Source organism: Microcystis sp. 0824 (genome assembly GCF_003112475.1).
Lineage (GTDB): Bacteria > Cyanobacteriota > Cyanobacteriia > Cyanobacteriales > Microcystaceae > Microcystis > Microcystis aeruginosa_C.
In genome coordinates, this window is the sequence record NZ_BDSM01000007.1 from 185,715 (window position 1) to 212,253 (window position 26,539).

Sequence of the window (26,539 nt, forward strand, 5' to 3'; positions counted from 1 at the left end):
GCCGTTGACTAAAGATTTTTGGGGGCGCAAAGCCCCTTTTTTCAGCTTTAAATACCCCTTAAAAAGGGGTATTTAGGGGGATGAGGAAGGCTGCATTTCATATTTCTGACTTTCTCTCACTTATGGTGAGCAGCAGCAGTTATTAAAAGAGGGCGAATGCAATTCGCCCCTACAATAACATTATTGCGCCAATGGTAGGGGCGCACCGCGTGCGCTCACAATGTAATATAGATATTTCTACAAAATTGAGTATTTTATTGAAAGCATTACCTCATATTTAGCCAATTAGGAGACTCAAATTGCGTTACAAACTTTTAGGTAATAGTGGTCTGCGGGTTTCGGAACTATGTCTAGGAACGATGACATTCGGGGAAGATTGGGGTTGGGGGTCGGATAAAGAGGAAAGTCGGGCGGTTTTTCAGGCTTTTGCGGAAGCGGGGGGCAATTTTCTCGATACTGCTAATATCTACACAAACGGAACCAGTGAAACATTAGTGGGGGAATTTGTCAAGGGCGATCGAGAAAAATGGGTAATCGCCACGAAATATTCTCTCAACACCCGCCCCGGCGATGTCAATGCCTGCGGAAATCATCGAAAAAACCTCTTTCAGGCGGTAGAAGCTAGTTTAAAGCGTTTAGGCACTGATTACATCGATTTACTCTGGCTTCATATTTGGGACTCTCTCACTCCTATCGAGGAAGTGATGCGTGCTTTCGATGATTTGGTCAGGATGGGAAAAGTGCTTTATATCGGCATTTCTGACAGTCCTGCTTGGATTGTCTCCCAAGCAAACACCCTGGCCACCCTACGGGGATGGACACCCTTTATCGGACTACAGATAGAATATTCTCTCAAGGAACGCACCCCCGAACGGGAATTATTGCCCATGGCCAAAGCATTAAACATCGGGGTGACAGCTTGGAGTCCCCTGGGAGGAGGAGTTTTAACGGGAAAATATAATCAACCCAACCCCGTCGATGGTCGTTTAAGCATGACCGACCAACCTTTTCAAATTTTTGATCGCGATCTGAAAATTGCCGAGACCGTCCTAGAGATTGCCAGAGAAATCGGCAAATCACCGGCACAAGTGGCGTTAAATTGGCTCAGAAATCGCCCTAACTCCGTAATTCCTATCATTGGCGCTCGAAGATTGTCCCAATTGCAGGATAATCTCGCCTGTGTGGATTTTAACCTGACTGGGGAACAGCTGCAACGACTTGATAATATCAGTGCCATTTCCCTCGGTTTTCCCCACGAACTTTTAGCCAGTCAATTTGTTCGCGATATCCTATTAGGAGGAGTAGCTGCACAATTGGATCGATGATGGAAGTTTTTGTTTATGGAACCCTGAAACCCAAGGAGAGTAACTATTCTGCCTACTGTGCAGGAAAAGTGATCAACTCTAAAACCGCCTACACAAAGGGGCATTTATACCATCTTACCGCCCTCGGTTATCCCGGACTGACCGAGGGGGAGGGCTGGGTGAAGGGAATTTTATTGACTTTTAACGCAGATTATGATATTGAGCTTTTGGATGGTTTGGAAGATTATCAACCCGGCAGATCTCCAGAAGAAAACGAGTATCAGCGTCGCAGAATCCCTATTTATAATCTAGAGCGAGAATTGATCGGCGAAGCCTGGGGATATGTGATGACACCGGCAAAAATAGCTTTTCATGGCGGTGTTTGGCTGCCTTCCGGTTGGTGGACCGGTAGCGATCGAGAATAGGGATGAGGGGGCCGATTCTGTTAAGATATACAAATTAAAAGCTTAATCGTGAAAAAATTATGTATCTACTCCTAGAAGTGGCCAGTGGCAAATTCCCCGTTTATTTCGTGGCCGTTTATGTGGTCGGTTTTCTCGCTGCTGTCACCATCGGTTCGATCGCTTGGTATAATTCTAAACGTCCTGTTGGTTGGGAAGATGCCCAAAGACCGGATATTATCCCCGAAGTGAAGACAGATATAGATTCTGATTCTCGATCCTAGAAAAAGGCAGTTATCAGTTATCAGCTTCTGAAGGCAAGGGGCAAAAGACAGAATCTGGCAATTCTCCTACCTAAAAAGAAGGTTAGAAACTAAGCACATCAAAGCTTTTAGCTTAACGAATTAGGTTTTAGATTCGGACTTTGTTATCAGATGTGGGTTTTCAGTTCACTGATTACTGATTACTATTCACTGACAGAAATCCCCATTCCCTTCCATCTTCCCTATTCTCCATTTTGCTATGAAACTAACAGCGATGTCCTTTAATATTCGCTACGATAAACCCGATCCCGATGAGCGTAATTGGCGAGTAAGAAGGGAAGCAGTCGCGGCTTTAATTGCTCACTATTCTCCCGATATAATTGGTACTCAGGAAGCTCGCGCTAATCAATTATTGGATCTACACCGTTTATTGCCAAAATACCAAAGTTTAGGCAGCGATCGCAGGGGAACAGGATTAGATGAACATTGTGCGATTTTGTATCAACCAAGTCGGTTAAAATGTTTAGAAATTTACGAATTTTGGCTATCGGAAACTCCCGATATTATTGGCAGTATCACCGAAGCTTGGGGTAATCCTTATCCCCGCATGGTAACGGGGGCTAAATTTCGCACTCTTGAGGGGCAAACTTTACAGTTTTATAACACCCATCTCGATTACTATAGCGACAAAGCTAAGGACTTAGGTGCGAAGTGCATACAGGAGCGTTTTTGTCAACTAGATTTAACAAAAGATTACCTGTTTTTAACAGGTGATTTTAATGTTAATTCTCAGCAATTACCCCGTCAGATTTTAACTCAACCTCTCCAGTCAGAAATTAAATTAAAGGACGCTTTAGCCGATTTAGAATTAGCGGAACAAATGAGCTTTAATAATTACACCGATACCCCTTATTTAGCCATCGATACAATTTATTATGATAGCCGTTTGCAGTTAGATTGGGCAAAAGTCGATCCTTCTCGTTGGTTGAATCTTATTCCTTCCGATCATTATCCCGTAATTGCTGCTTTTACCTTGCCCTAAAAATAGATGATTTCTGTATTTAGCAAATATATAGAGGGTGAAAGCTTCAGCAGACTCTGGTGATTCGATGGTTAAATTTGTTCGGTGTTTTAAACAGGAAAAAAACTCAAGAAGTGATATTTTTGCAGATATTATCGAAGCAATTCTGTTTATTTTCTTCTGGGGATTAGTTATAGTCATTTCAATTAAGATTGAGAATATCAATGCTAGAGTTCATAAGGGTTTAACTGGTCTAGAGTGTATCAGACTTATCTGAAATGACTATACCAATCCTCTGTTTATTTGATTAATTCCACCCCATCTTTGCCGTCAATCTCCTGTAGATAAACTCTTACCTGTTCCTCGGCTGCGGTGGGGAGTTTTTTGCCCGTAAAATCTGGGTGAATTGGTAATTCCCGATGACCACGATCAACGAGAACTAATAAGCGGATTTTTTGCGGTCTGCCATACTCAATAATAGCATTAAAAGCGGCGCGGATCGTGCGACCTTTGTAGATAACATCATCGACTAAAATCACGGTTTTTCCCGTGACATCTAGGGGCATTTTGGTTTTGGCAGGAGTGCGGGTTTTAATGCGATCAAGATCGTCGCGATAGAAGGTAATATCGATCGCTCCCACGGGAACTTTTACCCCTTCTAAGCTCTCAATTTGACTAGCGATTAAATTAGCTAAAGGCACTCCTCGCGTGTAGATACCGATCAAAATCAAGTTATTTAAATCGCCACTTTTTTCGATAACTTCGGAAGCTAAACGGGTAATAGTGCGACGAATTTCGTCAGCCGAGAGAATTTCAATTAACTGTGGGGTCATAATTTTCTAAGAAAAGAGGGGATAGGGGATAGGGAAATTTTGGCCTTGCTGATTTGAGATATGAATCTTCTTTTGTGGGATTTTTAAAACCTAGACCCAAACTAACTTTTGGATAGGTGCAAGGTTGTCATTCATACCTTGATTCAGCAACGCCGAAATTTTTACGGCAATGGACTTTTTTTTACTTTTTCTTTTTTCCTTTAAAACCATCTTCCCACTAACGAATATAATTATTTTCACTTACCTATTTTAACTCGATCGCTCATGAGTGATGAATTATTGCAAAAATCTGCCCTAGAATTAGCCCAACTGATTCGCACTAAACAAATCTCCCCCCTAGAATTAACCCATTTATACCTCGACAGAATCGAGAAATTTGATTGTCAAATCGGTAGTTTTGTCCATGTCGCCGGGGAAAGCGCCCTAGCAACCGCCAGCGCCCAAACGGAACAATTAAGTCAAATCGCCGCTACTGCCGAATTACCGCCTTTTTTTGGAGTTCCCACCGCCATTAAAGACTTAAATGCCGTCGCCGGAATGCCGGTTAGTTACGGAGTCGCCGCTTTACAGGGAAATATCGCCCAATACGACGAAGGAATCGTCACCAGAATGAAAATGGCGGGTTTTATCCTTCTGGGCAAAACTGCCACTTCCCAGCTAGGTTCCTTTCCCTACACCGAAAATCCGGGTTTTTTGCCGACTCGTAACCCCTTCAACCGCAATTATACCGCAGGAGGTTCCAGTGGCGGCGCAGCGGCGGCGGTAGCGGCGGGTTTCTGCCCGATTGCCCAGGGTTCCGACGGTGGCGGTTCCATTCGTACTCCGGCGGGTTGTTGCGGTTTGGTGGGGATAAAACCCAGTCGCGGGCGCGTTTCCTATGCCCCGGTGGGGGAATTTCAAAGCGGTATCGCCACTAACGGCACTCTTTCTAAGACGGTGGCAGATGGGGCGGCGCTGCTTACCGTGATTTCGGGCTATACGACGGGCGATCCCTACTGGCTACCCGATCCGCCCTTTTCTTTCCTAGAAGCCACTCAGAGAGGCGTAAAACCCCTAAGAATCGCTTTTTCTACTTCCATATCCCCCTTCGGCGAGGCGGCTTCCGTCTATAAAAATGCTGTGATCGAGACGGCTAAAATTTTAGAGGGTATGGGGCATCATTTAACGGAGTATTCTCCCGATTTACAGGCTTTAATCGCTCCTTTTCGCCGTATTTGGCAAGCGGGGACGGCGGCGACGGGAATTCCCAAGGAGTTATTAAGTCCCCTTAACCAATGGTTATTAGACAATTCTGGCAGCGCGGGGGAATACCTGCAAGCGGTGCGGCAGATGCACGTTATTTCGCGGCAAATTGTGGCGATGTTTGATAATTTTGATGTCTTACTTTTGCCCATTTTCCTACATCAACCCCCCGGAATTGGTGAGTGGGAAAATTTACCACCGGAAGCAGCGGTTGATAAGATGATTGCTTGGATTGCCCCTTCCCCGATTGCTAATGCGAGTGGTTTGCCCGCAATTACTTTACCAACGGGAGTTGATAGTCAGGGTTTACCCGTGGGAATCCAGTTAGTGGGTAAACCTGCTGATGAAATCACTTTGTTAGGTTTATCGGCACAATTAGAGGCAGCTAATCCTTTCGGTTTGACTGCTAATTTTAACTAGCAAGACTTTCGGTAAATTGGGGAATAGAAGCGATAAGTTTACGCGTGTAATCACTTTGGGGAGAGTTAATAATTTGGTTAGCTGTACCCATTTCCTCAATTTTACCTTTATTCATCACCATAATCCGATCGCTCATAAATCTGACGACACTTAAATCGTGGGAAATAAAGATATAAGTGAGATTAAATTCCTGCTGTAATTCTTTGAGTAAATTTAAGACTCCCGCTTGTACGGAAACATCTAAAGCAGAGACAGATTCATCACAGATAATAAACTGAGGATTTAAGGCTAAAGCGCGAGCAATACACACCCTTTGTCGTTGTCCTCCTGATAATTGATGGGGATAGCGATCAAACCAAGTAGGATCGAGTTTAACTCGTTCTAATAAATATTCTACTCGTTGCCGTCGCTTTTGGGAATTGCCGCCGGTATGATGAATAACCATCGGTTCTAAAATTGCTTTACCGATGGATAAACGGGGATTCAGGGAGTTGTAGGGATTCTGAAAAACTATCTGTAATTCCCGTCGCAGTAGTCTTAATTTTGGATCGCTGGGGTTTAATTTAGCGAGATTTTCTCCTCGGAAATAGATATCTCCAGAAGTGGCAGGAATTAAGCGCAGAATTGTCCTTGCTAAGGTAGATTTTCCGCAGCCCGACTCACCGACTAAACCGAGGGTTTCCCCCTGTTTAACGGCAAAACTGACCTGATCTACGGCATTAAAAAAGGTCTTTACTTGCCCGAAAACTCCCTTAACTGGAAATCTAACCGATAAATTTTCTACTGATAAAATATTCTCGTGATGTTGTAAACCTTCAATTCTGCTTTCTTCCTCCTGGAGAGTAATAAATTTAACTGCTGGTGGAGTAATTTCCTGTAATTCAATAATCTTACCTTGAGAGTCTTTTTCTACTTGTAAAAAATCGCTGACGGTGGGCAATTTTTCTGGACGAGAGTTTAAGCGGGGACGACAGGCAAGTAAACCTTTTGTGTAGGGATGTTGGGGATAATTTAATACTTCTTCTTTTGTTCCCTGTTCGACAATTTCTCCTTGATACATCACGACAATTTGATCGGCAATTTCGTTAATAACTCCTAAATCGTGGGAGATAAAAACCATTGACATTTCTCGATCGCTTTTACACAAATCTCGTAATAATCTTAATATTTCTGCTTGGACAGTCACATCTAAAGCGGTGGTTGGTTCATCGGCAATTAATAGGGTAGGATTACAAGAAATCGCCATGGCAATCATTACCCTTTGTAATTGTCCCCCCGATAATTCGTGAGGATAACGCTTGAGAATTGCCTCTTTTTGTTCTTGAATATAAGTTCTAATTTTTTCCCTGACATGACCCTTATTTTCTAAGGGAAAAGTTTCTATATATTTCTCCTCTAACTGTTCATCACTGGGTAATAAGCGCACTTCTTGCAGTAGAGAGATGGCTTGATTTTTTGCCTGTTCGGGGGTGACTTTTTGGTGCAGTAAAATTGCTTCGGTGAGTTGAAACTCGATGTTATAGACTGGATTAAGAGAACTCATTGGTTCTTGGAAAATCATCGCCATTTCTCCCCCGCGATAATAACGCAATTCTTCCGGGGGAATAGATAATAAATCTACTGCTTGCATTGACTGACCTTTTGCTGGACGAAAGCAAATTTCTCCCCGGGTAATTTTTCCCGGAGAGGGAACCAATCCCATGAGTGCGAGGGAGGTGACAGATTTTCCTGAACCCGACTCCCCCACACAACCGAGAACTTGACCTTTCTGCAAGCTAAAACTAATGTTATTAACGGCGACTGTTGTTCTTTTCTGATTGGAAAATTCAACGGTGAGATGGTGAACGTCGAGAACTTTGTTATCCATGGGTCTTTAAACAGAAAGACAGATTCGATTTACTTATTAAATATAGCTTTTTCTGTTCCCAGTAGCTGGGTGCAATTAACTGGTAGATAGCTGGGAGAATCTCCCTTGCAAGGGAGAATTTTTCGGCATTAAGAAGATTTTCGTCTCTGAGCGATCGCCATGGATCAGAGACTGGCGACTTTTTTAAAGAAAAAATTTTCTTTTCTGTCTCCCCTTTGGGATTACACTGGTAATTGAGAATAATTAGCATTTATTTTTAGCGATCGCAAGTCTTAGACAGTTTCAAAACCGTTGACTGAGGCTGACAGTAGTGCAGTTCTCACCCTTTGGCTACTTCAGTAAACTCGATGAGCTATCAAGGAATTATTGTCACTCTTGAATGAAAGACCTTCATTACCTTACCTTTGGAGATAAGAAAAGCATGGACGATAAAATTAGACCTAATACACCAGAAAAACCAGAAAAATCGCCAAATAAAGCCCAATTTTTCCCTTGGGGTGGTAAAAAGACAGAATTAGATAATGTCACTCCCACGGGTAATGACTTGGCTGCCACCTATCCCCTCGCACAAGTGGAAATGGGAAAAACCGTCTGGTTAGCGGGATTTCAGGGGACAGGAGGGATCAATCGACTCCTAGGTATGGGATTAAACCCCGGCATTCAATTACAGGTAATTAGCTCCCAAGGGAGGGGATCAGTTTTAATTGGCATTCAAGACAATCGTATCGGTATCGGGGCGGAAATGGCCGAAAAAATCCTCGTTAGTGACATTCAACCGAAAAAACTGGAACCCAAAAAAGACCTAACTGAAGTAAGAACATTTCTGCGGGAGATACCCATAGGAAAAGCGGGTAAAGTCATCGGTTATGACCGAGCATTGCGCGGATACAAAGGAAAATTGTTATCAATGGGATTAACTCCGGGGACAGAGTTTACCGTTATTCGCGTCGCACCTTTGGGGGATCCCGTCGAGATTCGAGTGCGGGGATTTCATCTCAGTCTGCGTAAACAGGAGGCAGACACTTTAATCGTCGAAGAAATAGACCCAAAAAGCTAAATTTAATCATCTAAGCCTATTAATTACTCAATATCCTAATTATGGTCAAACCCATTATCGCCTTAATCGGCAATCCTAACTGTGGCAAAACTACCCTTTTTAATGCTCTCACAGGATCCAATCAACGGACCGGCAACTGGCCGGGAGTAACAGTCGATCGCAAAGAGGGAAGATTTCAAGTTAACGGGGAAGATATCACCCTTGTGGATTTACCCGGAGTCTATTCCCTTGATGTGGAAGAAGGGGAGACAGGAATGGATGAATTAGTCGCTAGGGACTATCTACTGTCAGGAGAAGCGGATTTAGTGATTAATATCGTCGATGCTGCCAATTTAGAGCGCAATCTCTACCTTACTACCCAAATCATGGAGATGCGTTTACCGATGTTGATTGCCCTGAATATGATGGATGTGGCCAAAACTAGGGGTATTGTGGTTAATCCGCAACTCTTAAGCGTTCGCATGGATGCAATTGTCGTCCCGATTAGTGCGGTTAAAGGGGAGGGAATCGGAGAATTAAAGCAAAAAATTGGGGAATTAGTCGATGATATTAACCATACTGCTGCTTATGTGGCTTATCCTGCGGTAATTGAGGAAGCTCTTAACGAGATTATTGCCTACATTAACGACCATAGCAGTAAAAGGATCGTTGAGCCAAGATGGACTGCTTTAAATCTACTGCAATACGAGGATCGCATCGCCCCAGAATTGCGCTCCCAGGAACTATTAAGCATTATCGTCAAGCATAGACGACAAATACACCAAGTTTTAGGGGAAGACCTTGATATTTTAATTGCTGATACTCGTTATGGCTTTATTCAACAAGTTACCCAGGGAGCCACTCAACGGACTGGACAGATAAATGATACTATGTCCGACCGCCTTGATCGGATTGTTCTCGATCGCTGGTTGGGAATTCCGATATTTTTGGGTGTAATGTACCTAATGTTCTTGTTTACCATCAATGTTAGTGCTGCCTTTATCGATTTCTTCGATTTAACTGCCCAGACTATCTTTGTCGATGGTTTTGCCCAAGTTTTACAAACAATCCATACCCCGGGTTGGCTAATTGCTCTGCTCGCTGATGGGGCGGGGGGAGGTGTGCAAACCGTCGCCACTTTTATCCCCGTAATTGGCTTTATGTTCCTCTTTTTGTCAATTTTAGAGGATTCCGGCTATATGGCCCGGGCAGCCTTCGTCATGGACCGATTGATGCGTTTGGTGGGATTGCCGGGTAAATCCTTTGTTCCCATGCTAGTGGGATTTGGTTGCAGTGTACCGGCAATTATGGCCACCAGGACCCTAGAAAATTCTCGCGATCGTTTAATGACGATTATGATGAACCCTTTTATGTCCTGTGGGGCCAGATTACCTGTTTATGCCCTATTTGCGGCGGCTTTTTTCCCCATAGGAGGTCAAAATATCGTTTTTGGTCTTTATATCTTAGGAATTCTCGCCGCTATTTTGACGGGATTGGTGATGAAAAAAACCCTACTCAAGGGAGAAGTCAGTCACTTTATTATGGAATTGCCTCCCTATCATCTACCGCGTCTGAAAGGGGTTTTAATTCGCACTTGGGAACGTCTGCAAGCGTTTTTATGGAAAGCTGGACGAGTTATCGTTTTAATGGTGATGATTTTGGGACTACTAAACTCCCTCAGTTTTGATGGTTCTTTTGGTAATCAAGACAGCGAGCGATCGGTTTTAAGTGCCACCAGTAAAGCTGTAACTCCTATTTTCTCACCCATGGGACTAGAGCAGCAAAATTGGCCGGCAACGGTGGGAATTTTTACGGGAGTTTTTGCCAAAGAAGCGATGGTAGGGACATTAAACTCAATTTACAGCCAACTAGCAGGGGAAGATAACCCGAATAAGGGGGCAGCGGCGGAAAAATTCGACTTTTGGGGGCAAATTAACCGAGCTATTGCCACTATTCCCGCCAATTTAGCGGAATTACCTAATCAATTACTTGATCCCTTGGGTTTGAATATTGGTGATTTGCAAGATCAAAAAACGGCTGCCGAGAAGCAAGAGGTAGATTTAGGAATCTTTGGCGCAATGGTGAAAAGATTTGATGGTCAAGCGGGTGCTTTTGCCTATCTGTTGTTTGTTCTGCTCTATTTTCCCTGTGTTTCGGCCACATCGGCAGTATATCGCGAAACTAATGCCGGTTGGACTGCTTTTATTGCCCTCTGGACCACAGGAATGGCCTATATTGTTGCCACTTCCTTCTATCAAATCGCCACTTTTTCTCGACATCCGGGATTTTCTCTCTTTTGGATAGTTTTGATGGGTTTAACCGTAGTCGGGGTTTTATTCACCTTAAAAAATCTCCGTCCCCGAAAAATCAACCGTCCCGCAATTTAAAAGTAGGGTGGGTTAGGCGACAAAAAGCTAGGCAACTAACAAATTATTTAGATTCGCCGTAACCCACCGCAATCAAGCAATTTTTATCAATTTTTTCGCTTATAAACCATGATTTTAACCGATATACAGGCTTATATTGCCAAAAATCAGAAAGCATCTCTGTCTGACTTATCCACACACTTTCGGATGTCAGCGGATGCCTTAAGTCCCATGCTCGATCGCTTGCTGAAAAAAGGGCGAATTCGCCTGATTTCCCTGGAAAAATGCGGAGGATGCAGCCGTTGTTCCCCGGAATCTATGGTTTTTTACGAATGGATTGAGGGCAATTCCACAGGGACAAACAGATAAAAGTTTAATACTACATAAGTGATCTAACTATTAAGATAACTGCTGTATTACCAGTCGCTTTCAACTGGGATAGTTAATTTCTGGCGAGGAACCAAAGTCACTCAACCGCAGAACCTCAAGGTTGTATAATCTTTAAGAGTTATTAAGCTTTGTATCAGTTTGCCCGGCAGCATTTAATGAATATACTTTTGGTGACATCATCTTTAGGTTTACTCCTAGCGATCGCTATCGTCGTCTATTTTGTTTCCTCTCGCAAGTACCAATCGTCGGACTCGGTGGCCAATTCCTACGACCAATGGACCGAGGACGGGATTTTAGAATATTATTGGGGCGAACACATCCATTTAGGTCACTACGGTTCCCCACCAGAAAAAAAAGACTTTCTACAGGCAAAAGCTGACTTTGTGGCGGAAATGGTCTCTTGGGGAGGTTTGGATAAACTGCCCACCGGTGCAACTCTCCTCGATGTCGGTTGTGGTATTGGTGGCAGCAGTCGCATTCTGGCCCGCGACTACGGATTTGCCGTTACCGGTATCACCATTAGTCCCAAACAAGTGGCACGGGCCAAAGAACTAACACCCCCAGATGTAAATGCTCGCTTTTTGGTCGATGATGCCATGGCCCTTTCTTTTCCCGACGAGAGTTTTGATGTGGTCTGGTCAATTGAAGCCGGTCCCCATATGCCGGACAAAGCCGTTTTTGCTCAGGAATTACTGCGAGTTCTTAAGCCGGGGGGAGTCCTGGTGGTAGCGGACTGGAATCAGCGAGATGACCGTCAAAAACCGCTCAATTTCTGGGAAAATCCTGTAATGCGCCAACTTTTGGATCAGTGGTCCCACCCCGCTTTTGCCAGTATCGAAGGTTTTGCCGAACAGTTGGCCGCCACGGGATTGGTAGATGGGGAAGTGGTGACTGCTGACTGGACAACAGCCACTCTACCCTCTTGGATTGATACCATTTGGCAGGGGGTGATTCGTCCCCAAGGTTGGTGGCAATTTGGTCTAACTGGGTTGCTTAAATCCGTCCGAGAAGTGCCGACAATTCTGCTGATGCGTTTGGCCTTTGGTACGGGTTTATGTCGTTTTGGGATGTTCCGCGCTGTTCGCGCTCAATCCCATCTGCAAGCAAGTCAGCAAGAGTCTCTTACCTCAGTTATCTAGCTGGTTATAATTTAATTGAAGATAAATCCCCCCTTGATCCCCCCTTGATCCCCCCTTAATCCCCCCTTATCAAGGGGGGTGTCTGATAATTTTTAACACCTACCTACTTAAATTAATCTTGAATATTTAATTAATCTTTCATGGATTAATAAGGTACGGTTCTAAACTCCACGCAATTATTACTAGGATTATAGAGAGTGTAAACTGCTTTATTTAATTCTTTACCAACGCTACCAACCCCAATTAAACGCTTATCTTGAATCGTCAAAGTTTCGCTTGGTTGCCGTTTATCTAAAGTAGTAACAGTGCTGGTTAAATTAGCGGACTGTAAAGAATAATCAAAAACTTTTCCCGCACGACCACAAAATAGATTATTAACTCCCACCCGTTGCAGTCGATCTAAAATTTGCCATGGGGGAGTATCGGGGGTTAATTCTTCACTAACACTGACACTACTGCCATGAATTAATAAACAATCCAACTCGACAAAACCAAAATCGAGATTTCGTAACCATTGCACCGTTTCTAAAGAAACTGCGTCCCAGAGTTGTTTAGTGCTGTCAATTCCATGTTTATGGATTAATTCCGTCGGTTCTCCTGTTGCTCCTAAACTGTGTAAAATTAGACATTGTTCTTCCCACCATCCCCGACAAACCTGCGGATATAAGTTATTTTTAGTGGGATAACGTATTTGTTCTACTAGCATTTCACTATCGGGATTAACACCGATAAAATCTCCTAAAATATATAAATTTTCTACAGTAACTGACCGTTGCTGAATATCTTCCAATACCGCTTGATAGGCTGGTAAATTGCCTTGAATACCGCTTAAAATCGCCCACATAATTTCTTGATTTATCACAAATTAACGTTCGCAAACATGAGTCGGATCATCGGCTTTTTCCGCATATTCTAGACCCTTAGCCAATCGCCAAGCGAAAATAGGAGGTAAACCCGATTCTAAAATAGCCTGACAGGTTTCCTGATAGTTATAGGCCACTTCTCGCAGTTGTACCGCTGCCGTTTCTCGATCGTAAATCACATAGGTGGCATTTGGACGACCGTGACGTGGTTCTCCCACCGATCCCACGTTGATGATACGTTTAACCGGTGTGGTAAATTGCCGCGACTGTTCCCCATCGGGTTGATACACTTTTATTTGCAAGCTTCCCTCGTCGAGAGTGCGAATGTAGGGGATATGGGTATGTCCACAGAATAAAACCTCTGTATCTACCGATAAAACCCGTTCTAAAGCCGTAAAAGCGTCCATTTCGGCTAAAAGATACTCATGGTTACTTTGGGGACTACCATGAACAAAACAGAGGTGATCTAGCTTAAAAATTTCGGGCAGTTTTGACAAATAATTACGGTTTTCTGGGGTGATTATTTGATTTGTCCACTCATGAGCTAATCTACCGCGTTTTTCTGCTAAAAGCGACGGATAACTGCACTCACAGGCATTTAATCCCTCAACGATATCCTCATCCCAACACCCTTGTACTGTAGTAATCCCCAGTTGACGGATTTTTTCCACCACTTGGTTAGGATGGGGTCCGTACCCAACCAAATCCCCTAAACAGTAGATTTCTTGACAACCCTGTTGGTCTAAATCTTGCAAAACAGCATTTAAAGCGGGCATATTGCCATGAATACAGGATAAAACGGCTATTTTCATCAGATTAACTCCATTTCTGGCTCTAAAGATTCTTGAAATTGTTGTTGATAATAAAAAAGTGCCTCATCGGACAGACAACAATCACTCAGGGTATCGGCAATTATCGGTTTATCGAGATTGCGACCGACGATTTCAATCCCACTGAAGCGATTCGGTCTCCCATCGAGATTTAAGGGGAAATTTAAGCTTTGAAAGTCTTTTTCTGGCCATTCATCCATAAATTCCCCATAAATACACTGACCGTCGATGATATCGAAGATACTTTTAACCCGCAGCACTTCCCCATAGGCCCCTTGGGTTAATTCTGTCCAAAAGGTGGTTAAACTGGAAAAATCGAGGACTTCTCCCGTTAAAACGGCTCTATAAATCTGTATTTCTCGTTTTTTTAACCATTGATCACCTTTTATGGTTGTTTTGACGGGACTGATGACAATTTCATCGACGGGAACTTGTCCTTCGGGGATTTCTTCGTCTGGAGACGTAATCGCTACCCGATGACAATTGAGGGGTTTTAGAAAGCTTTCGAGGGATTGCCTGTCTAAATGCCATGGTACTTCCATATAAACCGTGTTTTCCATGGATAAACTGCTCAAAAGGTCTTCTTCTTCCCTAGAAACACAGGACAACTGGGGAAAGTCACTCTGTAAAGTGAGGTGATCAATGGGAAAAGTTTCCGTCTGGGGACTAAAATATAGACTTGGCTGCTTGCTTTGGGCGATTTGTTGGCGAATCCAATGGGTTTTTCCCGCAGCTATACCCCCCGTCACCACGATAATCATTTTGCTCCTTCTTTATTGTGGTAATGATAATCATTCTAGCATAAGTTAGATTGGGGCAAGTAATCTTCCTTAACCAATCCTCTAGACTTAGCCAGGTTATTTTGGGAAAAATTGGCGGTTTCTTGCGGTATTAATCATGGTTATGGCTCTTTTCTCTAGGATACCATTGGCTTTGTCCATCGGGTAGATCAACTAAGATAATTCCCATCATTTTTAATTGTGATCGCCGCTTCCGTAAAGTGCAAGGGTTTGCGATAATGAGCTTGGAGAACAAAGAGACGTAAAACCATGGGATCGAGGGTTCGTTAAATTTTAAAGTTTTTATCCATAAATTATTCATAAGTAGCTGGTTATAATTAAATTAAAAATGGATTTTAGGTTCGATCCCCCCTGCCCCCCTTGATAAGGGGGGTGCCGATCCCCCCTGCCCCCCTTGATAAGGGGGGTGTCTGAAAACTTTTAACACCTACCTACTTAGTTTGTGCTTTTTAATTTTTTGAGAACTAGCCAAGCATTCGTTTAGTTGTGTCAAGATTTCCTCTTTATTTAAATTTCTGCCGATAAAAACTAACTGATTCTGAGGAGATGTATCCCATTCTACCGCTTGCAGATCGTAACGAGGGCCGCTCAATTGAAAAATATGTTTTAAATCGCTTTGTTGAAACCAGAGAATCCCTTTTGCTCGAAAAACATTTATCGGCATTTTTTGCGTGAGAAAAGGTTCAAATTTATCTAGATTAAATGGTTTATCGCTAACAAAGGAGACAAAATTAAAGTCTTCAGGAGATTGGTTATCACTGGAGATTGGGCGATTTTTTTGAAAGTCTCTCAACTGGTTTTTATACAATTCTTCTTTAGTTAAACCTAGGTCTAACAATAAACCCAAAGGAACCTGACCATAACTACTTTTTAGGAGTCTTATACCCTGTTTTTCCCGACAAATAAACTTTTCTAAATCATCTAATTTCTTGGAACTGACTCGATCTATTTTATTGAGAATTACCACGTCACCGTAACGAATTTGACTAAGGGCAATATTACTATCAAAATGATCGGAAGTAAAGGTTTCAGAATCCACGAGGGTAATAATAGAATCTAAGCGAGTCAGATATTTTAATTCCGTGGCCAAGAAAGTGAGGATAATTGGCAAAGGATCGGCTAATCCTGTGGTTTCAATGATTAGATAGTCCACGGGTATTTCTTTTTCTAAGACCTGATAGACTGTCTCAATTAAACTATCATTAATTGTACAACAAATACAGCCATTACTCAATTCTACCATATCTTCATCGATGGAAACAAGCAATTGAGAATCAATATTAATATCCCCAAACTCATTGACTAAGACGGCAACTTTTAACCCTTCTTTATTGTCAAGAATATGATTTAGTAAGGTGGTTTTTCCACTCCCTAAAAAACCAGTAATAATCGTCACAGGCATTCCCGATTTAGGCAAGCAAGGGAGGGAATCGGAGAGAGGAATTATCAAAGAACTCATGGCAGCTAACCCACTTTTAAGTTAATTAATTGACAGAAAATAGGCTTTTTCAACCCTGTTAAATTCTCCTGGATGGGATCGATCTCCACTAATTGATCAGTTTATACAAAAGTTTCAGAGATTAGTTTTAGATAGGATCGCTGTTTGCATTTTTTCTAATAAATCTGCCAGCGTCATCGAACCTAAATCACCCCCTTGTCGAGTGCGAACACTTAGAGTTTTACTGCTAACTTCTCGTTTTCCAATCACAGCTAAGACAGGTATTTTTTCTAGTTCTCCTGTACGAATTTGTTTACCTAAACGCTCACCACTTTTATCGATTTCCACTCGATAACCAGCTTGTTTTAACTGCATTGCTACCTCTAAAGCATAATGCTGCTGTTCATCACTAACGGGTAATAAACGGACTTGAATAGGTGCTAACCAGAGCGGAAAATCTCCCGCATAATTCTCGATTAAAATACCAAAAAATCTTTCCAAAGAGCCAAAAATAGCTCGATGAATCATAATCGGTCTTTCGCGACTACCATCCCTAGCGACATATTGCATATCAAAGCGTTCTGGCAAGTTAAAATCGACCTGAATCGTGGAACATTGCCACATTCTACCGATCGCATCTTGAATTTTTATATCAATTTTCGGACCATAAAAAGCCCCACCTCCCTGATCCTCAATATAATCCCACTTTTTAGCATTTAAGGCCTCAATTAGAGCCGCCGTTGCCAATTCCCAAACACTATCACTACCCACGGATTTACTGGGACGAGTCGATAAATTTACCTCATAATTAGTAAAGCCAAAATCGGAGAGAATTTTCTCGGTTAAGTTCAAAACTCCTAGAATCTCTGCGGCAATTTGTTCGGGTAAACAGAAAATATGAGCATCATCTTGGGTAAAACCTCGCACCCGCATTAATCCGTGTAAAACCCCTGATCGCTCGTAACGATAAACTGTGCCTAATTCTGCCCATCTGAGGGGAAATTCTCGATAGGAATGCAGGTCATTTTGATAGGTTAAAACATGAAAAGGACAATTCATCGGCTTAATTTGATAGCTTTGCTGTTCTAACTCGATCGCCTCAAACATATTGTCGCGATAAAAGTCCCAATGTCCAGAAGTTTTCCACAGATCTAAATTAGCCACATGGGGAGTATAAAGAAATTGATAACCCGCTTCTAAATGAGCTTGGCGCCAATAATCTTCGATTAAATAACGCATTGTTGCACCCCGGGGATGCCAAAAAACTAAGCCGCCACCTGCATCTTCTTGGATGCTAAATAATTTTAATTGTTGTCCCAATTTGCGATGATCTCGTCGCTGCGCTTCTTCTTTTTGTTGGAGATAATTTTGTAATTCTGCGGGGGTTTGCCAAGCTGTGCCGTAAATTCGCTGTAATTGCGGCTGTTTTTCATCTCCTTGCCAATAAGCACCCGCTACACTCTCCAATGCGAAAGCATCTGGGTTAATTTCCCCCGTCGAGTTGAGATGGGGTCCCGCGCACAGATCCCACCAAAATTCTTCTGGGGGAGAAACAGCACCATCAATTAACGAGGGTTCTCGATCGCTCCGTCCTGCGTCCGGACTACCGATAAAATAACGGGTAATGGTTTCATCTGGGGGAATTCTCTCTAAAATTGACCGTTTGTAGGGTTGATTAAGGCGCTCGATTTCTGCGGTAATTTCGCTTCTTTCCAGCACTTCTCGGATAATTGGCAGGTTTTTCCCGATAATTCGCCCCATTTCTGCCGCTATTTTCTCCAAATCTTCGGGGGTAAAGGGTGTTGGGCGATCGAAATCGTAGTAGAATCCCGTTTCTGTCCAGGGACCAATAGCGACTTTGGTTTCAGGAAAGAGAGTTTGTACGGCCATTGCTAAGATATGGGCGCAAGTATGGCGTATTTTTACTATTTTTTGCGAATCTTCTTGGATAACGGGGCTTTCTGCTCGGGGGGACTTAATTTGATTGACCATTGCTAGTTAAATTGATAATGATTATCATTTTAGCAAAGCAGGGCTGATGTCTGAGAGAAAAATGCGCTCAAATCCTCTAGCGGCAAGCTCAACGCTGATAGCTTACCGCTCAAACTGGAAGTTTCCCCGTTTTAAAAACAGGTATTATCGACGATATTCTCGACTTAACAGCCAGAATCCAGGTTATGATGACGAGAAAAGAAACTGAGAAAACGGGTTTCTTCAAGAAACCCATTTTCTGATTTTCCTGAATTTCTCGCTCAAAATCCCGACAATCGATCGCCTCTTCCGAAAAAGCGCGCATTGGATGGACCGCACATTTCAAGCGATAATCTCCAGTACAAAAAACACAGCGACTACAGGGAATTCGATGCAGCTTTTGCAACTGCCGGCGCCCTTGGGCAACAGCAAGAAAAAGGGCAGTAAAAAAGAACAGCAGCGTTATCCAGATCGCGATCGGACAAAAGAGCGGTATTAGCCTTAACATAAATCTCGATTTTTGTCAATTAAGGAATAATTACAGTTTGCTCAGAAAGGAATTCCTGTCGGATTAGCGATCGCCAGAAACTAAAAATCTCTTGACTGACGCTGTAGGGGTGGGAATAGTGGAAAAAATAACGCCCTTTGTGACAACTCCAAATGCGATCGCCTGACTTTAACCAGGGCTGCCATCCCTGCAATAAATGCTGATCGATAATCGTATCGATATCTCCCCCACAGACTAACAGGGGTACGGGAACTGTCCCCGGGGCGAAATGGGCATTCTGATAGAGATTATGGGGAGAAAGGGACAATAATAAATCCTCTTCCAAGAGATAGCGATATTCTTGGGTTAAAGCGCAGGATTGATGACCAAAAAGATTGTGAACCGATTGATTGAGCAGAGTTTGACGAGAACAAGGCAGTAATTTTGATAGCACATAATAATGAGCTTGCCAATCGATCGCCGGATAGACTCCCACAGAGAGCAAAGTTAAGGATTTTACCCTTTCCGGATAACGACGCGCATACAGTAATCCTACTAATCCCCCCGTGCCGTGGCCGACTAAATGCAGCGGTCGATCACATTGTTTCAGGTAATCTTGTAGTAATACCAAGGCAATATCAAGAGAAGCTGGCTCATCAAGAGATTGACAGTATTGCCAATCAGCGATCGCAATTTCCCTGGCTAAAAAATCCAACACCGGGCGATCAAAACGGCGAAAACTGGGGTTAACATTAATCCAAACTGCATCAGGTAATCGAGACATAATAATCAAGGAGATAGGGGATTTTTCAGTGTTGCCAAAGGCACGGCGTAGCCGTCCAGTAAACAGTAATCAGTAATCGGTGAAAAGAAAGCTGCGAACTAGCCACTTAATACTATTCACTGGTAACTGATAACTGATAACTGATTGATAGCTAACTAAACGCCAAATTCGCCCTTAAGTCCCGCGACCCAGGTTTTGATCCGTTGTTCAGTTAAATCGGATTGGTTGTCTTCATCGAGGGCTAAACCGACAAATTTGCCATTTTTTAGGGCTTTCGACTCGTTAAAATCGTAACCTTCTGTCGGCCAGTAACCGACGGTTTTACCCCCTAGGGAGGCGATTTTTTCTTCCAGTATCCCCAGAGCATCTTGAAAGTTATCCGCATAACCGATTTGATCCCCCATCCCGAAATAAGCGACCTTTTTGGAGACGAAATCAATGTCATCCAATTCATCGTAAAAACCCTCCCAATCGCTTTGTAATTCGCCGATATTCCATGTGGGACAACCGATAATCAGGGCATCGTAGGGGGCAAAATCCTCGGTAGAAGCGGAGGAGATATCGTGTAATTCTACAATTGCCTCACCTCCAAATTCTTTCTGAATCATTTCCGCCACCGTTTCGGTTTTGCCGGTTTGCGTGCCAAAAAATAAGCCAATTTTTGCCATAAAATTTGTCCTTGTTGCGAAATAAGTGAGTTTAACTCTTAATTCTCCTTGATAGGGAATAAAGCCCCTGATTACAGTTTTCGACCTCTGAAACTGGCATTTCCTGCCGGCAAGAACTACAGTACCAATAAGAGCGAGAGCGTCCAATGTGATGCAGCAATTTGGTGTTACAACAGGTACAGTAAGGCATAAGGGACAGTTAGAAAGATTGATCAGCGGGGAAAATTAGGAAAATCGATAATTTATCCTAATCTTCCTTGAAAAAACTAGGCTTCTATCGCATTTAAGGCTTTTTCTACTCGTTTAAAGTCAAAACCCATCGCGCGTAAAGCGTGCCAGAGATGACCTTGTAAAAAGAAGAAAGCGAGAAAAAAGTGGGCATTAGCTAACCAACAGCGCGCCGTATGTACTCCAAAGGGCAATTTCACCGTGTCGGCAAAGTAGGGAGCAATTCCTAACTTCACTTCTAAAATTGGCCCGTAAAATTCGACTGGATAAGCGAGGGTATTTACCCCACAGAAATAGGCGGCCACGAAACCAGCGAGGGCAATTCCGCCCAAAGAATAGGATAAAATGGCTTCTCCGGAGAAAATCAGCACATTTCTCGCCCATTTGAGCGGGGGAACGATAATATGCCAGATACCGCCCCCAATTAACATTAAACCGACGTAGATATGACCACCGACTAAATCTTCGAGATTGTCCACAGTAGCGAAGTGGGTTTGATAGCCATAGATAACCCAAGGATCGAGGGTTGGTTCACTAACGACTCGGACAGCGCCGATAGTTGCGTCGTATAATCCCCCCCAGTACATAGCTTTGGCCACTAATAATAATGCAGCTATACCTAAAAAGAGCAGGTGATGACCGAGAATAACTCCTAATTGTCGGGGTTCACTCCAATCGAAATGGAATTTTTTCCCCGGACTGGAGGAATCTTTCAAGGTTTCTGGGACTCTTAACAGGTGAAATAAGGCTCCTGCTCCCAAAACTGCCGAAGAAATCAGATGAATTGAGCCAATCACGAAAAAGGGATAGATATCGATGATTTGCCCCTTTTCTCCGACTCCAAAGCCTAAAGTGGCCAGGTGCGGCAGTAAAATTAAGCCCTGTTCTGCCATGGCTATATCGGGGCGATACTGGGAAATTTCAAATAAGGTGAAGGCTCCTGCCCAAAAAGCGATTAAAGCAGCTTGGGCAACGTGGGCAACGATAAATAAGCCTGATTTATCGGCAAAACGGGCATTTCCTGCCCACCAGTCGTACTTGATCTGAGGATTGTCGTGGGTCTGCATGGCATCTTTTAACGAAAATAGAACCAAGCTTATTGATAATAATATGCAATAAGCTTTAAGTCTTAGTCTAGAATAATTCTCAATAAAATCAAGTTAAGAATTGTTACAGTTGCTCGGTATCCTTTGATACATCAGTATTTTTAGCCGGTTTAGCCTTTGAAAATCAAGGCTTTTCAGCATGAATCTTGGATCGCAGCTAGAGTAATCTTCTCAAATAATTGAGAATAATTATTAATTAGTTTTTAACGAAGACTAGAGGATAATTAGCTTGTCATCACTTAAACAAGCCTATAATTAGGCATTAAAGAGCATATTTAAGCTTATTTACGCTTTTTATTTCATTTTTAACCTGAAATATCTTTTTTATTCGATAAAATACCCGCCGGTGCCACTCGCCTCCCTGTCGGTTGTGGTAAGCTGTACTGAATTTAAACTGCGTCAGAGTCTCTGAGCGCCCATTTATAGGGATTGCCGCCTCTGGAGGTTACTTTCTCCCCCCTCCCCAGTTCTGAAAAGATACTTAATAGAGCCGTAGATTAATAACATTGTCGTTAAAGTCATGGCCATAATTAGGGGGGCGATTTTGGCTAACCAGAAAGCCACGAAGATTATGCCGATTCCGTCAGCGAGTAAGATGGGTAAACGTGGCCCTATGCCATGGTCAATAATTTTTCCCGTGCTTGGCTGCAGTTGAATTTTGGCTAAACAATGAAACCAAATTTGACTGACTAAAACTATTAAAGCTCCCCATCCTATCCAGAGGGCAGCCACATAAAAGCCCGATAATTCTAAAACAATTGTACTAATTGTGACCATAAAAAAGCGATCGAGGCGAGGATCGCTGGTTTTTTGCTGAAATTGGGCAATTTCTCCCAAGTCCACCGCCGCCATGCGTGCCTGTTCCATGCACATCACCAGGGTCCCTAGGGCAAGAATAGCAGCGGATAGGTTTTCCGGTGAGAAGATTTGGGAGATTATGCCTAAACTAGCTGGAAAAAACAGTAAAAAAAGGATCGTTCGTCTCATCTATTCGGGGTGGGGTCGGATTAAGATAAGAAATGCTCTTGACTTGATCATTTCTGTAATGTCTTGTTTGCCTCCTTTTCAAAATGCTCTCCTTCTCACCCAAGCTTTAACCCATCGTTCCTATGTCAATGAACAGTCCGAATTGACGGAAAATAACGAGCGCCTAGAATTTTTGGGCGATGCGATTTTGGCTTTTTTGGTGGGCGAACTGTTGTATCAAAAATATCCCGCCATGAACGAGGCAGAATTAACCCGTTTGCGGTCAAATTTGGTCAAAGAAGAACAATTAGCGCAATTGGGCCTTGAAATCGGCCTGGGGGAGTTAATGCGTTTAGGTAAGGGGGCAATTAAAGATCGGGGGCGATCAAATCCTACCCTATTAGCGGACACTTTTGAAGCGATAATTGGGGCTTATTATCTAGATTCGGGGTTAAATGCGGTTAAAAACTATCTGCACGGGCTTTTTATCCCTGTAGCCTCTCATTTAGTCTCTCAACAATCGGAATCGTCATCTTTTATCGATGCTAAAAATCTCTTTCAACAGTGGGCCCTGGCCAATTTTGCCTCTAATCCAGAATATGCGATCATCGATGTTACAGGACCGCCCCACGCCAGAGAATTTACTGCCGAAGTGCGGGTTAATCATCTTCTCTACGGTACAGGTAAAGGTAAACGGAAACAGGATGCCACCAAAGCGGCTGCCGAAGATGCTTTAAAGCGCTGTCAATGGCAATAAGTACCTAAGCAAAATTAATTACACATTTCGATAAAGCTTTTGCCTATTGCCTATTGCATGAGTGCCTATCCTAACCAAGAAATTAATTTTGCACGACTACTTAGTAAATAGGGCCAAACCTACTTATCTTAGGGGCCACCAATTAACTTTATCTCTGGTGGCACTGTACACTTCTTTTAAACCCTCGGCATCCAGTACCCGAATTAAATCCCCCGTCGATTCTGAGGCAATTAATCCCACGGTTTGCAATCCTTTTAATACCTGTTCGACGGTGCGTTGATTGAGTTGACAAGCGCGAGCAATCACATCTACGGATAGATCAAAAGTATAGATATTTTCAGCACTGGGTTGACTGCCTAATTCTCTTTCTTGATAGATTAAAGCTCTCAGTAAAGTGGCTACAGCTTGGGGTGGATAGCTACTGCAATTAAGCAAATGATACTCGAATTTTTGCTGTAATTCAAATAAAAAACAGTACCGTTGACGAAAACTTTCGTTATCGTTGTAAATCTTTTCTAGTGCCGATAAGGGAATTTTCAGGACGTGGGCAGTTTTATAGGATTCCACCAAACAGGGAAAAGCGCGACTGGCTAAACCATAACTAAAGGGTAAACTCCTCATACCAAAACAGCCACCGGGGTAGGTAATGGCAATAATCCGGTCGAGGGGAGTGCTGCGGACGACGATTACACCCTCATCTAAAATCACATACAAAACATCTAGAAATTCATCGGGGAGAAAAGCCGTATAGACGGGACGATTGGAAAATAGCGTCTCTAGCTTGAGATTGTCGGCATCGAGATAGTGACTTAACCAAGCTTCCTCTAGTCCGCGAAAGAGAAAACTCTGGTTAATCAGTTGTTGTAGGAGGGTTGTTTTTTTGGCTTTGACGCTCTTGCCCATAGTCTCAAACCTAGATGTAGCACTGATTTTATCTTCTCACAGTTTCCCCTGTTATCATCTTGCTTCAAGTTTATTTTATAAATGTATTGAAATTTTGTTTCCTGTGCTGTAGGATTAAAACACGCCTGAAAACAGATACAACCTCAGAGTAAATTTTAGGAGCGCCGCCGATGCAGTCATCCCAGTCTTGTTTGTCCCTACTCATGGCAACTGTCCTGACAGGGGGAATGCTGGTATCTTGCACCCCATCCCCCACCAATAGCGGCAATGACAGCCAAAAACCCCTGACTGTGACGCTTGTTTCCTATGCTGTCACCCAAAGTGCCTACGAAAAAATCATTCCTAAATTTGTCGAGGAATGGCAAGAAAAAACGGGGCAAAAAGTAACTTTTGAACAGAGTTATGGCGGTTCTGGTTCCCAAACTCGCGCCGTTATCGATGGTTTAGAAGCGGATGTGGTAGCGTTGGCTTTAGCTTTGGATACCAAGAAAATTGAGCAAGCGGGATTAATTCAACCTGGTTGGGAAAAAGAAGCGCCCAATGACTCTATTGTTCATAAGTCTGTAGTGGCTTTTGTTCCTCGTGATGCCAATATTAAAATTAATAAATGGTCAGATTTAGCCAAGGATAATATTAAAGTTATTACCGCTAATCCCAAGACTTCTGGCGGAGCGCGCTGGAATTTTCTCGCTCTTTGGGGTTCGGTGACGCAAGCGGGAGGCAGTGAACAAGAGGCGCAAACTTTTGTCGAAAAAGTGTTTAAAAATGTGCCAGTTTTACCTAGAGATGCTCGCGAATCTAGTGATGTATTTTTTAAACAGGGCCAGGGAAATGTGCTAATTAATTACGAAAACGAGATGATTCTCGCTAACCAAAAAGGTGAGAATTTAGCCTATACTGTTCCCACCGATTATAATATTTCTGTGGATAATCCCGTGGCGGTTGTTGATGCCAATGTGGATAAAAAGGGTACGAGAAAAGTGTCCGAAGCTTTTGTGCAGTTTTTATTTACCCCAGAGGCACAAAGAGAATTTGCTAAAGTGGGTTTTCGTCCTGTTGAACCGACGGTAGCTAAAGAGTTTGAGAGTAAATTTCCTCAGATAAAAAATCTCTTTACCGTGCAGGATTTAGGCGGTTGGGATAAGGTACAAAAGCAATTTTTTGATGATGGAGGCTTGTTCGATAAAATTCTGACTAAAGCTGGTAAATCCTAAGGAGAAAAACCATGGATAATCAACCCCAATGGCAAACTATTAATCATCCCCAAAGTGACTTACATCTCGATCAATCTGGACTCGATCGCCCCACTTCCCGACGAATAAAAATTCGGGTTCCTAAACAATATATTAACGAGCCAATTATAGCACGTTTAGGGTCTTTTCCCGGTCTAAAAGTGAATATATTTTCCGCTTTGTTAGCTGCCAATAATAATCAAGATGGCTGGTTTGATCTACAACTACAAGGCAACTGCCAAGCTATAGAAAATGCCCTTTCCTATCTGGCAGATTTAGATGTAGAAGTTTGGTATGATTCAGCACAAGTTCTTGAAGAAGCGGACAATTGGTAATCTCTAGCAATAATTAACAATGGCTAACCCACAATTATCTTTATCTCCCAGTCAACCCCTGAAAAAAGTTTCTATTCCTTGGGTAATTACCATTAGTTATCTAGTGGTTTTGTTGGTTTTACCAGCAGCGGCACTATTTGCTAAATCCCTAACTCTTGGTTTTGCTGAATTTTGGCGTGTTGCCACTTTACCGATTTCTTTATCCGCTTACCAAGTCACTTTTTTTACTTCGTTAATCGCTGGATTAATTGACGGAGTTTTTGGCACTATTATCGCTTGGGTGTTAGTGCGTTATCGATTCCCGGGTAAAAAAATTGTCGATGCTTGTGTAGATTTGCCCTTTGCTTTACCCACTTCTGTTGCTGGTTTAGTCCTAGCCACAGTTTACAGTGATAAGGGTTGGCTCGGTCAATTTTTTGCCCCTTTTGGCATTAAGATATCCTTTACCATTTTAGGGGTTTTTGTGGCGATGTTATTTATCGCTTTACCCTTCATTGTCCGCACCTTACAGCCAGTTTTACAGGAAATGGAAAAAGAGGTAGAAGAAGCGGCTTTATCCCTCGGTGCTTCCTCTTGGCAAATCTTTTGGCGAGTTATTTTTCCCACAATACTACCCGCTATTTTAACAGGAGTTGCCCTCGGTTTTGCCAGAGCGATCGGTGAATATGGTTCCGTAGTTATTATCTCCTCTAATATTCCCTTTAAGGATTTAATTGCCCCAGTTTTAATCTTTCAAAGACTAGAGGAATATGATTACACAGGGGCGACAGTAATCGGCATGGTTTTATTACTGGTTTCTTTGTTCATGTTAGTAGTAATTAATTTCCTGCAGCAATGGGGGCAAAAATACAGAGTTAAGTAAAGAGTAAAAAATATTAGAGTATGACTG

Annotated in this window: 26 protein-coding genes; 13 read left to right on the forward strand and 13 right to left on the reverse strand. The window is 42.8% G+C overall.

What is annotated here, in order from left to right; genetic code table 11:
* The first annotated feature begins 299 nt into the window (after positions 1 to 299).
* The 4 genes from N0824_RS03295 (at position 300) to N0824_RS03310 (ending at position 3,010) form a co-directional block, all read left to right on the forward strand.
* Positions 300 to 1,325: an aldo/keto reductase gene (locus N0824_RS03295; RefSeq protein ID WP_108935692.1), complete on the forward strand. Its 1,026-nt coding sequence runs from the start codon at positions 300 to 302 to the stop codon at positions 1,323 to 1,325.
* Positions 1,322 to 1,729 (forward strand): gamma-glutamylcyclotransferase, encoded by a 408-nt coding sequence (locus N0824_RS03300; protein WP_108935693.1) that lies wholly within the window; start codon positions 1,322 to 1,324, stop codon positions 1,727 to 1,729. The genes N0824_RS03295 and N0824_RS03300 overlap by 4 nt, the downstream gene beginning before the upstream one ends.
* Positions 1,730 to 1,788: 59 nt before the next feature.
* Entirely contained in the window at positions 1,789 to 1,989 is a 201-nt protein-coding gene (psb35, locus tag N0824_RS03305; protein ID WP_002737145.1) for a photosystem II assembly protein Psb35, read from the forward strand.
* 238 nt (positions 1,990 to 2,227) lie between these two features.
* Entirely contained in the window at positions 2,228 to 3,010 is a 783-nt protein-coding gene (locus N0824_RS03310) for an endonuclease/exonuclease/phosphatase family protein (RefSeq protein WP_108935694.1), read from the forward strand.
* A 278-nt stretch (positions 3,011 to 3,288) separates the two neighbouring features.
* On the opposite strand, the gene pyrR is transcribed toward N0824_RS03310, so the two are convergent.
* Complete coding sequence (pyrR, locus tag N0824_RS03320; RefSeq protein WP_002802562.1) at positions 3,289 to 3,822, reverse strand: bifunctional pyr operon transcriptional regulator/uracil phosphoribosyltransferase PyrR; 534 nt, start codon at positions 3,820 to 3,822, stop codon at positions 3,289 to 3,291.
* A gap of 264 nt (positions 3,823 to 4,086) precedes the next feature.
* Here pyrR and N0824_RS03325 point away from each other — a divergent pair, with 264 nt between their 5' ends.
* The gene (locus N0824_RS03325; RefSeq protein WP_108935696.1) at positions 4,087 to 5,484 is read left to right on the forward strand and encodes an amidase; all 1,398 of its coding nucleotides are present in this window, start codon (positions 4,087 to 4,089) and stop codon (positions 5,482 to 5,484) included.
* Here N0824_RS03325 and N0824_RS03330 read toward each other — a convergent pair.
* Positions 5,477 to 7,351, reverse strand: coding sequence for an ABC transporter ATP-binding protein (locus N0824_RS03330; protein ID WP_108935697.1), 1,875 nt, complete (start codon positions 7,349 to 7,351; stop codon positions 5,477 to 5,479). The two genes, N0824_RS03325 and N0824_RS03330, sit on opposite strands and share 8 nt — an antisense overlap.
* Before the next feature lie 421 nt (positions 7,352 to 7,772).
* Between N0824_RS03330 and N0824_RS03340 the strand changes: the two genes are divergently transcribed.
* The 4 genes from N0824_RS03340 to N0824_RS03355 all read left to right on the forward strand — a co-directional run bounded on the left by N0824_RS03340 (position 7,773) and on the right by N0824_RS03355 (position 12,282).
* The gene (locus tag N0824_RS03340; RefSeq protein WP_108935699.1) at positions 7,773 to 8,408 is read left to right on the forward strand and encodes a FeoA family protein; all 636 of its coding nucleotides are present in this window, start codon (positions 7,773 to 7,775) and stop codon (positions 8,406 to 8,408) included.
* 41 nt (positions 8,409 to 8,449) lie between these two features.
* Positions 8,450 to 10,774 carry a Fe(2+) transporter permease subunit FeoB gene (gene feoB / locus N0824_RS03345; RefSeq protein WP_108935700.1) on the forward strand — a complete coding sequence of 775 codons (2,325 nt, stop codon included), beginning with the start codon at positions 8,450 to 8,452 and terminating at the stop codon, positions 10,772 to 10,774.
* Between the two features lie 108 nt (positions 10,775 to 10,882).
* On the forward strand, positions 10,883 to 11,122 hold the full coding sequence (locus N0824_RS03350) for a FeoC-like transcriptional regulator (RefSeq protein ID WP_108935701.1): 240 nt from the start codon (positions 10,883 to 10,885) through the stop codon (positions 11,120 to 11,122).
* Positions 11,123 to 11,298: 176 nt separating this feature from the next.
* Positions 11,299 to 12,282: a methyltransferase domain-containing protein gene (locus tag N0824_RS03355; protein ID WP_108935702.1), complete on the forward strand. Its 984-nt coding sequence runs from the start codon at positions 11,299 to 11,301 to the stop codon at positions 12,280 to 12,282.
* A gap of 145 nt (positions 12,283 to 12,427) precedes the next feature.
* On the opposite strand, the gene N0824_RS03360 is transcribed toward N0824_RS03355, so the two are convergent.
* The 10 genes from N0824_RS03360 to N0824_RS03405 all read right to left on the reverse strand — a co-directional run bounded on the left by N0824_RS03360 (position 12,428) and on the right by N0824_RS03405 (position 22,444).
* Positions 12,428 to 13,126, reverse strand: coding sequence for a metallophosphoesterase (locus N0824_RS03360; RefSeq protein WP_108935703.1), 699 nt, complete (start codon positions 13,124 to 13,126; stop codon positions 12,428 to 12,430).
* Positions 13,127 to 13,147: 21 nt separating this feature from the next.
* A complete protein-coding gene (locus N0824_RS03365) occupies positions 13,148 to 13,957 on the reverse strand; it encodes a metallophosphoesterase (RefSeq protein ID WP_108935704.1) in 810 nt (269 codons plus the stop codon).
* Positions 13,957 to 14,736 carry a hypothetical protein gene (locus N0824_RS03370; protein WP_108935705.1) on the reverse strand — a complete coding sequence of 260 codons (780 nt, stop codon included), beginning with the start codon at positions 14,734 to 14,736 and terminating at the stop codon, positions 13,957 to 13,959. The genes N0824_RS03365 and N0824_RS03370 overlap by 1 nt, the downstream gene beginning before the upstream one ends.
* Positions 14,737 to 15,202: 466 nt before the next feature.
* Positions 15,203 to 16,234, reverse strand: a complete 1,032-nt coding sequence (locus tag N0824_RS03375) for a GTP-binding protein (RefSeq protein WP_108935706.1) — start codon at positions 16,232 to 16,234, stop codon at positions 15,203 to 15,205.
* Positions 16,235 to 16,348: 114 nt separating this feature from the next.
* The gene (gene thrS, locus N0824_RS03380) at positions 16,349 to 18,205 is read right to left on the reverse strand and encodes a threonine--tRNA ligase (protein ID WP_108935707.1); all 1,857 of its coding nucleotides are present in this window, start codon (positions 18,203 to 18,205) and stop codon (positions 16,349 to 16,351) included.
* A 109-nt stretch (positions 18,206 to 18,314) separates the two neighbouring features.
* Positions 18,315 to 18,692, reverse strand: coding sequence for a hypothetical protein (locus N0824_RS03385; RefSeq protein WP_004160954.1), 378 nt, complete (start codon positions 18,690 to 18,692; stop codon positions 18,315 to 18,317).
* 19 nt (positions 18,693 to 18,711) lie between these two features.
* A complete protein-coding gene (locus N0824_RS03390) occupies positions 18,712 to 19,455 on the reverse strand; it encodes an alpha/beta hydrolase (protein ID WP_108935708.1) in 744 nt (247 codons plus the stop codon).
* 155 nt (positions 19,456 to 19,610) lie between these two features.
* A complete protein-coding gene (gene fldA, locus N0824_RS03395) occupies positions 19,611 to 20,123 on the reverse strand; it encodes a flavodoxin FldA (protein WP_002760221.1) in 513 nt (170 codons plus the stop codon).
* A 266-nt stretch (positions 20,124 to 20,389) separates the two neighbouring features.
* Complete coding sequence (locus N0824_RS03400; protein ID WP_108935709.1) at positions 20,390 to 21,418, reverse strand: chlorophyll a/b binding light-harvesting protein; 1,029 nt, start codon at positions 21,416 to 21,418, stop codon at positions 20,390 to 20,392.
* A 459-nt stretch (positions 21,419 to 21,877) separates the two neighbouring features.
* The gene (locus tag N0824_RS03405) at positions 21,878 to 22,444 is read right to left on the reverse strand and encodes a hypothetical protein (RefSeq protein ID WP_108935710.1); all 567 of its coding nucleotides are present in this window, start codon (positions 22,442 to 22,444) and stop codon (positions 21,878 to 21,880) included.
* Positions 22,445 to 22,502: 58 nt separating this feature from the next.
* Here N0824_RS03405 and rnc point away from each other — a divergent pair, with 58 nt between their 5' ends.
* Positions 22,503 to 23,180 (forward strand): ribonuclease III, encoded by a 678-nt coding sequence (gene rnc / locus N0824_RS03410; RefSeq protein WP_108935711.1) that lies wholly within the window; start codon positions 22,503 to 22,505, stop codon positions 23,178 to 23,180.
* Between the two features lie 123 nt (positions 23,181 to 23,303).
* Here the strand turns inward: rnc and N0824_RS03415 are convergent, their stop codons facing one another.
* Positions 23,304 to 24,083, reverse strand: a complete 780-nt coding sequence (locus N0824_RS03415; RefSeq protein WP_108935712.1) for a Crp/Fnr family transcriptional regulator — start codon at positions 24,081 to 24,083, stop codon at positions 23,304 to 23,306.
* A 170-nt stretch (positions 24,084 to 24,253) separates the two neighbouring features.
* On the opposite strand from N0824_RS03415, the gene N0824_RS03420 reads away from it, so the two are divergent.
* Genes N0824_RS03420 through cysT form a run of 3 tightly spaced genes read left to right on the forward strand, consistent with a single transcriptional unit; the run spans position 24,254 to position 26,512 of the window.
* Positions 24,254 to 25,297, forward strand: coding sequence for a sulfate ABC transporter substrate-binding protein (locus tag N0824_RS03420; RefSeq protein ID WP_108935713.1), 1,044 nt, complete (start codon positions 24,254 to 24,256; stop codon positions 25,295 to 25,297).
* A gap of 11 nt (positions 25,298 to 25,308) precedes the next feature.
* Entirely contained in the window at positions 25,309 to 25,650 is a 342-nt protein-coding gene (locus N0824_RS03425) for an NIL domain-containing protein (RefSeq protein ID WP_108935714.1), read from the forward strand.
* Positions 25,651 to 25,669: 19 nt separating this feature from the next.
* Complete coding sequence (cysT, locus tag N0824_RS03430; RefSeq protein WP_108935715.1) at positions 25,670 to 26,512, forward strand: sulfate ABC transporter permease subunit CysT; 843 nt, start codon at positions 25,670 to 25,672, stop codon at positions 26,510 to 26,512.
* Positions 26,513 to 26,539 lie beyond the last annotated feature (27 nt).